General features: G+C 78.7%; 13 protein-coding genes. 3 read left to right on the top strand and 10 right to left on the bottom strand.

Translation table 11 applies throughout. From position 1 onward, the window contains the following. Positions 1–13: 13 nt before the first annotated feature. Both NT8_RS12595 and NT8_RS12590 read right to left on the bottom strand, forming a co-directional pair. Positions 14–352 carry a hypothetical protein gene (locus NT8_RS12595; RefSeq protein ID WP_067968127.1) on the bottom strand — a complete coding sequence of 113 codons (339 nt, stop codon included), beginning with the start codon at positions 350–352 and terminating at the stop codon, positions 14–16. Between the two features lie 193 nt (positions 353–545). Beyond that, positions 546–740 carry a hypothetical protein gene (locus NT8_RS12590; RefSeq protein ID WP_157515730.1) on the bottom strand — a complete coding sequence of 65 codons (195 nt, stop codon included), beginning with the start codon at positions 738–740 and terminating at the stop codon, positions 546–548. A 485-nt stretch (positions 741–1,225) separates the two neighbouring features. On the opposite strand from NT8_RS12590, the gene NT8_RS12585 reads away from it, so the two are divergent. Together NT8_RS12585 and NT8_RS12580 are read left to right on the top strand one after the other, a co-directional pair. Next, complete coding sequence (locus tag NT8_RS12585; protein ID WP_067968120.1) at positions 1,226–2,488, top strand: D-arabinono-1,4-lactone oxidase; 1,263 nt, start codon at positions 1,226–1,228, stop codon at positions 2,486–2,488. Positions 2,489–2,544: 56 nt separating this feature from the next. Further along, a complete protein-coding gene (locus NT8_RS12580) occupies positions 2,545–3,471 on the top strand; it encodes a ribonuclease Z (RefSeq protein ID WP_067968133.1) in 927 nt (308 codons plus the stop codon). A gap of 16 nt (positions 3,472–3,487) precedes the next feature. On the opposite strand, the gene NT8_RS12575 is transcribed toward NT8_RS12580, so the two are convergent. The 3 genes from NT8_RS12575 to NT8_RS12570 are packed head-to-tail and all read right to left on the bottom strand — an operon-like array spanning position 3,488 to position 4,439. Next, on the bottom strand, positions 3,488–3,817 hold the full coding sequence (locus tag NT8_RS12575) for an ArsR/SmtB family transcription factor (RefSeq protein ID WP_067968117.1): 330 nt from the start codon (positions 3,815–3,817) through the stop codon (positions 3,488–3,490). 4 nt (positions 3,818–3,821) lie between these two features. Beyond that, on the bottom strand, positions 3,822–3,947 hold the full coding sequence (locus NT8_RS31260) for a hypothetical protein (RefSeq protein WP_281203436.1): 126 nt from the start codon (positions 3,945–3,947) through the stop codon (positions 3,822–3,824). 54 nt (positions 3,948–4,001) lie between these two features. Then, complete coding sequence (locus tag NT8_RS12570) at positions 4,002–4,439, bottom strand: hypothetical protein (RefSeq protein ID WP_067968114.1); 438 nt, start codon at positions 4,437–4,439, stop codon at positions 4,002–4,004. Positions 4,440–4,651: 212 nt separating this feature from the next. Between NT8_RS12570 and NT8_RS12565 the strand changes: the two genes are divergently transcribed. Then, the gene (locus tag NT8_RS12565) at positions 4,652–5,428 is read left to right on the top strand and encodes a thioesterase II family protein (RefSeq protein ID WP_067968112.1); all 777 of its coding nucleotides are present in this window, start codon (positions 4,652–4,654) and stop codon (positions 5,426–5,428) included. Positions 5,429–5,761: 333 nt separating this feature from the next. On the opposite strand, the gene NT8_RS12560 is transcribed toward NT8_RS12565, so the two are convergent. The 5 genes from NT8_RS12560 to NT8_RS12545 all read right to left on the bottom strand — a co-directional run bounded on the left by NT8_RS12560 (position 5,762) and on the right by NT8_RS12545 (position 10,376). Beyond that, the gene (locus tag NT8_RS12560) at positions 5,762–6,613 is read right to left on the bottom strand and encodes a helix-turn-helix domain-containing protein (protein ID WP_067968108.1); all 852 of its coding nucleotides are present in this window, start codon (positions 6,611–6,613) and stop codon (positions 5,762–5,764) included. Between the two features lie 860 nt (positions 6,614–7,473). Next, positions 7,474–8,190, bottom strand: coding sequence for an ArsR/SmtB family transcription factor (locus tag NT8_RS12555; RefSeq protein ID WP_067968106.1), 717 nt, complete (start codon positions 8,188–8,190; stop codon positions 7,474–7,476). 35 nt (positions 8,191–8,225) lie between these two features. Continuing rightward, complete coding sequence (locus NT8_RS30820) at positions 8,226–8,618, bottom strand: DMT family transporter (RefSeq protein ID WP_245646154.1); 393 nt, start codon at positions 8,616–8,618, stop codon at positions 8,226–8,228. Continuing rightward, positions 8,543–9,157, bottom strand: a complete 615-nt coding sequence (locus tag NT8_RS12550) for a DMT family transporter (RefSeq protein WP_245646153.1) — start codon at positions 9,155–9,157, stop codon at positions 8,543–8,545. The genes NT8_RS30820 and NT8_RS12550 overlap by 76 nt, the downstream gene beginning before the upstream one ends. A gap of 496 nt (positions 9,158–9,653) precedes the next feature. Next, positions 9,654–10,376, bottom strand: a complete 723-nt coding sequence (locus tag NT8_RS12545; RefSeq protein WP_084468877.1) for a TetR/AcrR family transcriptional regulator — start codon at positions 10,374–10,376, stop codon at positions 9,654–9,656. Positions 10,377–10,508 lie beyond the last annotated feature (132 nt).

The following is a 10,508-nucleotide window of genomic DNA, read 5'->3' as shown; positions in this document are numbered from 1 at the left end:
CCCGGGGGCGGGGTCAGGGGTGGTAGCGGACGGCGACGGTGGTGTGGCGGGGGGCCTCGCTGTGCGGGGCGACGGTGAGGCCGTCGGCGAGCGGGATGGCGCAGTGGGGGTCGGCGTAGGCGGTGGCGGTGTGCGGGGTCTCGTTGTGGACGGCGTAGGCGGGCAGCCACGACCCCCAGCCGAGGTCCTCGCCGACGGTGTGGCAGCGGCCGGGCTCGGGGGCGGGCAGCCGGTGCTCGGTGCCGTCGTTGGAGTACCAGAGCAGCCGGTGTCCGGCCGCGGCGGCGGGTGCGGGGTGGGCGAGGAGGGCGGCCGCGGCGGCGGCGAGGACGACGGGGAGGAGGCGTCGCATGAGTGGTCACACTCCGGATCTGGTCGGCTGCACATCGTGAGGGAGGACGTCCGTAGGTTACCGTCCACGGCCCGGGGGCGACCGGCGAATGCGCCGGTGGGCGGCCCGGCGGCCCGTTTCCGGGGGCGGTCGGGGCGGGGGTGGCGGGACCTCGGGTGTCCGGCCGATGCGGGCTGGGCGCCGGCGGACGCGGCTATCCCTTGCGCAGGGCCGCGACCAGGATCAACGTCCCCATGGCCGTCAGGGAGAGTCCGCCGAACGTGAGGGTGGCGATCGGCGGCCGCCACGCCCAGCCGGCGTCCAGGTAGGTGTCGACGGCCAGGACCGCGCAGAGCAGGCCGAACGCGATGAAGGACAGGGCGCCCCCGACCATCAGCCTTCGCTGCAAGGGGGGCGTCCGCTCACCGTGCATGGGGTCCCCGTCCTCCGTCGGAACCGGACGCCTCCCCGGCGTCGGCGAGGTCGACGGCTCGGGTACCCGGACGCGGGCCCGCTCCCACCGGCCGCGCGTATTCCGTCCCGTGCCGTCCCTGCCGGGGGGTCGGCGGTGCGGGTCGGGAGCCGCCGGGTCGTCCGTGCCTTCACCGGCCGTGGACGCCGGCTACGGCCGGGGCGGCTCCGGCGTCCCCGGAGCGATCGGACCGCCGCCGGTCGCGTCGGCTTCGGCCGCGCCACGTGCGGAAACCGGTCCCCGTCCGGTCGGCCGCCCGAGGACGACGCGCCTCCGCCGGCCGGTCGCAGACGCGTCGTCCGCGCCCCGGACGGTTGCGGCGTCGGGCGGAGGCCGGTGCGGGGGCGGGTGCGGGGCCGGTGCCACAATGGCGCGGACGCGGGCGGGGCGGGCACCGCCCGCCCGAGGCGCGGGAGGCCGGCGTGGACGGGCGACGCACGAACTGGGCGGGCAACCAGGTGTTCCGGGCCGCGCACGTCCACCATCCGACGACCGTCGCGGAGCTGCGGGGCGTGGTGGCCGCGGCGCCCCGGGTGCGCGCCGTGGGCACCGGCCACTCCTTCAGCGGCGTCGTGGACGTCCCCGGCGGGGCCCTGGTGTCGGTGGCCGCGCTGCCCGCCGCGATCGAGGTGGACGCGGCGGCGCGGACGGTGAGCGTGGGCGCGGGGGTGCGCTACGCGGAGCTGGGGCGGGCGCTGCACGAGCGGGGGTGGGCGCTGCCCAACCTGGGGTCGCTGCCGCACATCTCGGTGGCGGGGTCGGTCGCAACGGGCACCCACGGGTCGGGGGACGCCAACGGGTGCCTGGCGTCGCCGGTGGCGGCGGTGGAGATGGTCGGCCCTGAGGGCGACGTGGTGGTGCTGGACCGCTCCGACGGCCGCTTCGCGGGGGCGGTGGTGGCGCTGGGCCTGCTGGGAGTGGTGACGCGGCTGGTCCTCGATGTGGTGCCCGCGTTCGAGGTGGAGCAGCGGGTGTTCACCGGGCTGCCGCTGGAGGCGCTGGCGGACCGCTTCGACGACGTGATGGGCGCGGGGTACAGCGTCAGCCTGTTCACCACGTGGCGGGCGGCGGTGATCGACCAGGTGTGGGTGAAGCGGCGGGTGGGCGACGGCGGCCCCGACCCGGCGGCGTGGGGGGCGCGGCCGGCGGACCGCCCGCTGCACCCGGTCCCGGGCATGCCGGCGGGCTCGTGCTCGCCGCAGCTGGGGGAGGCGGGCCCGTGGTTCGCCCGGCTGCCGCACTTCCGCCCCGAGTTCACCCCCAGCAGCGGGGCGGAGCTGCAGTCGGAGTACCTGGTGCCGCGCCGGCACGCGGTGGCGGCGCTGCGGGCGCTGGCCGGTATCCGGCACCGGGTGGCGCCGGTGCTGCAGGTGGCGGAGGTGCGCACGGTGGCCGCCGACGGGATGTGGCTCAGCCCGGCCTACGGGCGCGACACGGTGGGCCTGCACTTCACGTGGGTGGCCGACGCGGCGGCGGTGGCGCCGGTGATGGCGGCGGTGGAGGAGCGCCTGGACGGCCTCGACGCGCGTCCGCACTGGGGCAAGCTGTTCGGGGTGCCGCCCGCCCGGCTGGCGGAGCTGTACCCGCGGCTGGCCGACTTCCGGGCGCTGGCCGCCGACCTGGACCCCGGCGGCAAGTTCGGCGGGCCGTTCACCGACCGCCACGTGTTCGGCCGCGCGGGCTGAACCGGGCGCCGGTCGGGCCGCGCGCGGCGGTGCGGCGCCCTGGAATGATGGCGGCCATGTCCGCGCGTGAACTCCTGGTGCTGGGGACCTCCAGCGCGGTGCCGACCCGGCGCCGCAACCACAACGGCTACTTCCTGCGGTGGGACGGGCACGGCCTGCTGTTCGACCCCGGCGAGGGCACCCAGCGGCAGATGCGCCACGCGGGGGTGTCCGCGCACGACGTGACGCGGATCTGCCTCACCCACTTCCACGGCGACCACGCGCTGGGCGTGCCCGGGGTGGTGCAGCGCATCGCCCGTGACGGGGTGGCGCACGAGGTGCGGGCGGCGTTCCCCGCGTCGGGCCTGGAGTACTGGCGGCGGCTGCGGCACGCGACGGTGTTCGCCGATACCGGCGTCATCGTGGAGCAGCCGTTGGCCGGGGAGGCGGTCGAGCTGCCGGGGGAGGACGCGTTCACGCTGACGGCGCGCCCGCTGGCGCACCGGGTCGACACCTACGGCTACCGGCTGGCCGAGCCCGACGGGTGGCGGATGCTGCCCGACCGGTTGGCCGCGCGGGGCGTGGCGGGCCCCGACATCGGGCGGCTGCACCGGGAGGGGCGGGTGCGGGCCGCCGACGGGTCGTGGGTGGAGCTGGCCGAGTGCGCGGAGCCGCGCCGCGGGCAGGTGTTCGCGTTCGTGATGGACACCGGTCCGTGCGCGGCGGCCGAGGAGCTGGCGGCGGGCGCCGACCTGCTGGTCATCGAGGCGACCTACCTGGCGGCGGAGGCGGCGCCGGCCGCGGAGTACGGGCATCTGACCGCCGGGCAGGCGGGGCGGATCGCGGCGCGGGCGGGGGTGCGGCGGCTGGTGCTGACGCACGTGTCGGAGCGCTACGACGCGCGGGACGAGCCGCGGTTCGTCGCCGAGGCGGCGGCGGAGTTCGGCGGCGAGGTGGTGCTGGCCGCCGACCTGGACGTGGTGGCGGTGCCCGCCCGGCTGTGAGGCGGTCGGCGGCGGGTCAGGGCGCGACGGTGCCGGGCAGGGACCGCCAGGCGTCGGCCAGCCGGGTGAGGTGGCGGGCGGCGGCGTCGAGGGGGTCGGGGCGGGGGAGGTAGCGGACCTCGCGGCCGTGGCGGCGCCCGGCCACCAGGCCGGCGCGCTCCAGGACGGCGAGGTGCTTGGCGACGGCCTGGCGGGTGACGGGCAGCCGGCGGGCGAGGCCGGTGGCGGTGGCGGGCCCGTGGGCGGCGAGGGCGTCGAGGACGGCCCGGCGGGTGGGATCGGCCAGGGCGGCGAAGACGGCCTCGTCGGCGGAAGGGCCGGGTGGCGGTGGGGTGTGGCGCGTCATCGGCTCACCCTGCGAGGTCGCGCGGCACGGCCGGGCCCGCGGTCCGGCCGGCGGTGGTGCCGGCGTGGCGCGCGGCGCGGTCGGTGGGGGCGGGCGGGTGGAGGTCGGGGTCGGTGCGCTGCTCTGCCATGGGCTGCTTCCGTGATGGCGGGTGGTCGGGTCGGGTGCGGGGTCGCGGGCGGGGTCAGCCGGGGTGGTCGCGGCGCCACCGGTAGGAGCCGGGGGTGTAGGTGATGTCGGCGGCGGGGCGGTAGCGCAGCGCCGACCAGTCGGGGTCGACGGCGACCTGGGCGACGGGTTCCCACCCGGCGGCCAGCACGGTGTCCCAGCCGGTGTCGCGGCTGAGGTCGGATGCCAGGGCACCGCTGCGCTTGGGGTAGCACAGCCACAGCCGGGTGTCGGGGCCGGCGGCGGCCAGGGCGGCGGGCGCGGCGCGTTCGACGTCGGCGCGGGTGCGCACGAACAGGTGGACGCCGTCGTAGCGGGCCCCGGGCCGGGCGGCGGTGTCGACGCGGACGCCCGGGGGCGGGTCGAGCAGGCCCGTGTAGTGGGCGGGGGCGTCGAGGACGAGCAGGCGGTGGTCGGGCGCCACGCCCAGCTTGTGTGCGAGTGGCCGGGGCACGGTGACCTCCGCTTCCGTGGTCGGTGTCGTCGGGATCACCGTACGTGCTGGTGGTGACGTTTCCGTGGAGGGCGGGCGGCGTGCCGGTGGGCGCAGGGCCCGGGGCGGAGGCCCGGGGCGGCGGTGCGGGGCGGGCGCGGTCGTGGCACCATCGGGCGGGACCCGCCGCCCCGCCCGGGGCGGGACCGCACGCTGGGAGGACCGCGACCGCCATGACCGACGCCCCCGACACCGCGCGCGGCTGGATCCGCCGGTTCCACCCCGCTCCGGACGCCGCCGTTCGGCTGGTCTGCCTGCCGCACGCCGGCGGGTCGGCGAGCTGGTTCTTCCCGCTGTCGCGCGCCCTGGGCGGTGCGGCGGACGTGCTCGCCGTGCAGTACCCGGGCCGGCAGGACCGGCAGGCCGAGCCGGGGATCACCGACCTGGGCGAGCTGGCCGACGGCGTCCACGCGGCCCTGGCGCCGTGGGCGGACCGGCCGCTGGTGCTGTTCGGGCACAGCATGGGGGCGCTGGTGGCGTTCGAGGTGGCGCGGCGGCTGCGCCGCAGCGGGGGCGGTGCGGCGGGGTTGGTGGTGTCGGGGCGGCGGGCGCCGTCGCTCCCGCGCGCGGGCGAGGACGTGCACCTGCGCGGTGACGCGGGCATCATCGCGGAGCTGCGGCGGCTGGGCGGGACCGACGGCCAGGTGCTGGACGACCCGGAGCTGCGCCCGCTGGTGCTGCCGGCGCTGCGCAGCGACTACACGGCGGTGGAGACCTACGCCTACCGGCCCGAGGAGCCGCTGCCGTGCCCGCTGACCGCGCTGACCGGCGACGCCGACCCCCGGGTGACGGTGGCCGAGGCCGAGGCGTGGCGGGACCACACCACCGGGGCGTTCCGGCTGGTGGTGCTGGAGGGCGGCCACTTCTTCCCGGCCGAGCACCCCGGCGCGGTGCTGGCGGAGCTGCGCGCCCACCTGGCGGCGGCCGCCGGCGCGCGGTCGGCGGGCTGAGCCCGGGAGGGTCGCGGCAGCGGGCGGGGGTGCCCGGGGGCGGGTGGCCGGATGCGGGCCGCAGTGCGGCAGCGGGTGCGGGCGCCGGGCCCGTCGGCCGGGCGCAGGACCCGACACACGCGTCGGTCGGGGATCGGCGGTGCGGGCGCCGGTGGGGCAGCCCGAGAGCGGACGGTCCGCGACGCGGCCCGGACCGGGACGACCGGCTGGGGGTGGGCGCCGTGGCGGCTCGACGGTATGCCGGCGGACGCGGGATCGGCTGGTTGCGGGCATCGGTGATCGCCGATGCCCGGTGGTCGGCCGACAACGGCGTGGGGCGGGATGGGCCGCGGGTCAGGGGGCGGCGGTGCGGTGGGCGGTGGTGCCGCCGGTCGCGGAGCGCAGCATGGCCTCGGCGTCCGACCCCGGGTCGGGGGTGTATGCGATGAGGGTCTGGTCGGGGTCCTCGGGAAGGCGCAGCGCCCGGAACGGCAGGGTGTAGGCCGCGCCGGAGGGATGGCGCAGCCGATAGGCGCCGTGGGTCTTGTCGGCGACCACCTGGGTGTCCCACAGCCGCCGGAACTCGGGCCGGGCGTCGGCGAGTTCGGCGACGAGCCCGGTCAGCGCGGGGTCGTGCGGGTGGCGGCCGAGCATGAACCGCAGCCGGGCGATGACGTCGCCCGCCTTGTGCTCCCAGTCGAGGTAGAGCCGTTGGGCGTCGGGGTCGAGGAAGACCAGGCGCGCCATGTTGCGGCGGGCGCGCGGCAGCGCGTCGAAGTCGGCGAAGACGGTCCGCGCCGGGTGGTTCCACGCCAGGAGCTGGGTGTGGCGGCCGACGACGTAGGCGGGGGCGGGCGCCATGCCGTCGACGACGGCCTGCACACCGGGGCTGGCGTGCTCGGCGGCGGGGGTGAGGTGGCCGCGGCGCAGCGGGCGGGCGAGGTTGTGCAGGTGCTCGCGTTCGATGTCGCTCAGGCGCAGGGCGCGGGAGACGGCGTCGAGGACGTCGGTGGAGACGTTGCCGTTGCGGCCCTGCTCCAGGCGGACGTAGTAGTCGGGGCTGACGCCGGCGAGGTCGGCGACCTCCTCGCGGCGCAGCCCGGGCACGCGCCGCCGCCCGCCCACGGGCCACACGCCGACGTCGTCGGGGGACAGCCGGGCTCGTCGGGAGCGGAGGAAGGCGCGGAGTTCGTCGGCACGGTCCACGCCCCTCAGTCTCGCCCACCCGCGCACCGCCCGCCGTCGCGGCGCCCCCGCCGGACTGTCCGGACCCGGCCATCGTCACCGCCCCGCCGCAGAGGGGGCGGGTGCCGGGGCGGTGCCGTGCCCGGCCGCGACCGCCCTCGGCCCGGGTCATGGGCGTTGCCTCGTCGCACATGCCGCCCATGGGGGACATGGGTGAGCAGGGTCCGGTGAAGGAGCCGCGCTCGTGCCGGTCGACGTCGCGGCTGCGGCGCCGCGCACCGAGGAGACGCGGCCGTCGCCCGTCGGCGCGGGCGGCGGTGACCTCGTGGTCCTGGAGGGCCGGTCTCTCCGCACGTGTCGCCGCCGCCGTAGGCAGGCGGTCCCGTCGGCGAGGTCGCGTTGGCGGGTCGAAGCGCGCGGAAAGGACGTAGGCGGTGCCGGAACCGTCGTCCACGGGGGGCGGGCGGCGCCGTATGGGGTCGGTGATGCGTCCGTTCGCCGCGTGGGCGGCGGCGAGCCGGTGGCCGGCGAGGCAGAGGCCGGGCCTTCCGCCGGATGGACTCCGCAGTGCCCGATCATCCGCCCGCCACCCCATCCACCCGCGCGGGCGCCGTCGCGGAGTCGACGGCGGCGATCCAGGGCGCCGCTCCGGAGGCGTGGCCCATCGCCGGCGCCTCGGCGTCCGCCGCCGGAGGCGCGCCGGAGGAACGCGGGTCGGTCCGGTTCGCATCCCCTCTCCGGCGCCGGAGACGCGGCGAGCGAATCCGCGTGGAGCGTCGGTGTCCGGCCGCTGCCGAGGACCGGTGCTGTCGCGGGGCCGGCGCCGGTGCCGCCGGGCAGGCGGCGGAGCCGGGTCTCGGTGCGGGGCCCCAGATGCGCGGTCAGGCCGGGAGCGGGGCGGCGGTGTCGATGCCGAGGAGGTCGGCGAGGGCGCGGCGGCCCTCGGGGGTGACGGTGACCGAACGGGGCCGGGCGCCGGGGGTGATCCACGCGCGTTCGCGCAGACCGCGGTTGAGGGCGGCGCCCGCCGCCCCGGCCAGGTGGGGGCGGCGCTCGGTCCAGTCCAGGCAGGAGCGCACCACCGGCCGGCGCCCGCCGCCGTCGGCGGGCGGCGCGCAGCCGAGGTCGGCGAACCAGGCGCGGCCCTCGGCGGTGAGCACGAGCCCGCCGTCGTCGCTGAGCAGGCCGCGGCGGACCAGGGCGGCGAAGATGTCGGTGCCCAGCCGTCCGGCGAGGTGGTCGTAGCAGGTGCGGGCGGCGGCCAGGTCGCGGTGGGCGCGCACCGCGCGCAGCGAGCGGGCGGGGCGCGCCGGGACGCCGGCCAGCGCGGCGAGGTCCTCCAGCAGGCGCGCGGTGTCGGGGTCGGCCAGCCGGACGTAGGCGTGCCGGCCCTGCCGCTCCCGCGTCAGGACCCCCGCATCGACCAGCCGCGCCAGGTGCTCGCTGGCGGTGGAGGGGGCGACACCCGCGGAGCGGGCGAGTTCGCCGGCGGTCCAGGCGCGGCCGTCGAGCAGGGCCAGGCACATCGCGGCCCGGGTGCGGTCGGCCAGCAGGGCGGCGAAGTCCGCCACCGACGCGGCCTCGACGATCGTGTCCATGGGTGCCTCCTCGGTCGGTCGGGCCGCCGCGCGGCTCAGCTTCGCCGGGCCAGGGCGACCCCGCCCAGGCAGAGCGCGCCGCCGATCAGCGCGGCCCCGGGCGGGACCTCCGCCAGCAGCGCCCAGCCCAGCACCACCGTCAGCGGCGGCACCAGGTAGGTCGTGGCGCCCAGGCGGCCCGCGTCCGTCCTGGCCAGAGCATAGGCCCAGGTGGCGAAGGCCAGCGCGGTGGGGACCAGGCCCAGGTAGACGAGGGCCGCCAGGTGCGCCGGGGAGGCGGCGGCGGCCTCCCCGGCGAGGGCCGGGGCGAACGGCAGGCAGGCCACCGCGCCCGCCGCGCACGCGGTGGTGGTCACCTGCAGCGGGGGCAGGCGGCGCAGCACGGGCTTCTGCGCGAGGACCCCGACCGCGTAGGCGACGGCCGACACCTGGCAGAGCACGACGCCCAGCGGATCGGTGCCGGGGTCCGCCGAGGTGGCGGTGCCGATGAGCACCACACCGGCGAAGGCCAGCGCCAGCCCGGCCAGCAGCCACCGGGGAACCCCTCGCGCAGCACGATGCCGGCGGCCACCGCCAGCAGCAGCGGACCGACGTTGACCAGCATCGCCGCCGTCCCCGCGTCCACCCGCTGGGCGGCGGCGTTCAGCGCCACGTTGTAGGCGCCGAACCAGGCGGTGCCGCACAGGGCCAGCAGCGCCCACTCGCGCCCGCTGGGGCGGACCCACCCGCCCCGCAGGGCCGTCGCCCCGGCCAGCACCGCCGCGCCCACCAGGAGCCGGCCCAGCGCGAGCGGCCCGGGGGAGAACGCCGTCCCGGTCCAGCGGACGGCGACGAACGCCGACGCCCAGGCGGCCACCGTCACGGCGACGGCCGCCGCCACCCGGGGGTCGGGCCGCCGCCGGGCCGACGTGCCCGGCCCGGCGGGTGCGGGGGGTGCGGGCGTGGGGGGAGAAGCGTCGGATGCCATGCGGCAACGGTAGGGGCCCGACGTTTCGGTGCCCGCCGAACCGAGGAGGGCGGGCGGCGCCCCGTTCCGGCCGAGCGTGCCCGGGTGCCGAAGGCCGACCCTGCGCGGGATGACGCTCCGTGTGGCGTCGCGGTAGGGCGGGCCGTGCGGGGCCTTCGCTTCGGGAGATGTGAGTTCTGGGCGGGGCGGGTTGGTCCGTGTGGTGCCTTGGTGGGGCGGGCGGTGCGGGTCGGGTGTCGGCTGTGGGGCGCTTCACTCATACGCCCCTGTCGGCCGGGGCCGGGGCGGGCGCGTGGCGTTCTGGTGCGGTGGATGGGTGCTCGCTGCGGGTGCGTCCTGTTCGGGCGGCCGCGTCGGACGGGTGGGGAGGGCTGGGGGCCGAAGGCGTTGTTCCGCGCGGTGCCTCGGTGGGGCGAGGCGTCTGGGGGCGGTGTCCGGTGTGGCGCCTTGGTGGGGCGGGGCGCCGCGAGTGGGCGCCGCGTCCGGGCCGGGCGCGTCAGCCGGGGGCGGGGGCCGGGGGCAGGTGGGGGGCCAGGCCGTCGGACAGGAGCGCGAAGGCGGCCTCGGCGCGGGCGACGGCCTCGGGGTGGACGGCGTCGGCCGAGCGGCCGGCGCGCATCTCGTCGCTGTTGCGGGCGGCGAGGACCCGCTGAGTGGCGGTGATCTGCGCCGCGGCGATGCGGGCGGTGGGGTCCTCGGCGCCCCCCGGGCCGGAGGGCGCGGGCGCGCCGGTGCGGCCGGTCGCACCGGGGGCGGGTTCGGGTGCGGTGGCGCGGGCCTCGGCCAGGGCGCGGGCCAGCTCGTCCTCGCCGCGCAGGGTGTAGGCGGGCAGCCGGGCGAGCAGAGCGGGCGTGGAGTACAGCAGGCGCTGGAAAGCGAGCACATCGGGGGTGTCGCACAGCCCCGTCACGGGGTCGCGGCGGTCCAGGGCGTCGAGCAGGTGCCGCCGCAGCGCGGCCAGCGGGGACTCCCCGGCGGCGCGGGCGCGCACCACGCGGGCCGCCTCGGTCTCGTGGTCGGCGATCCGGTGCAGGACCAGATCCTCCTTGGTGGGGAAGTACGCGAAGAGCGTGGGCTTGGAGACCTCCGCGGCGGCCGCGACGGCGGCCACCGGGACCCGGTCGAACCCCGACTCCAGGAACAGCGCGATGGCCGCATCGGAGATGGCCTGCCGTGTGCGCCGCTTCTTGCGTTCGCGCAGCCCCAGTGGTTCCGCCATGCCCGCCAGCGTAGTGCGGACCGACCGCCCGGCGGGTCCGCCTCCGCCGGCCGGGTGCGCCGCCCGCGGAGCCGGGCCGGCCACCGGTCGGCGGCCGCCGACCGGCGCCCACCGGCCCTCGTGCGGGGGTCG

The organism is Nocardiopsis trehalosi NBRC 14201, assembly GCF_001552555.1.
Taxonomy (GTDB): Bacteria; Actinomycetota; Actinomycetes; order Streptosporangiales; family Streptosporangiaceae; genus Nocardiopsis_B; species Nocardiopsis_B trehalosi.
The sequence above is the reverse complement of the archived record's forward strand: the minus strand, read 5'-3'. Positions and strand labels throughout refer to the sequence as shown.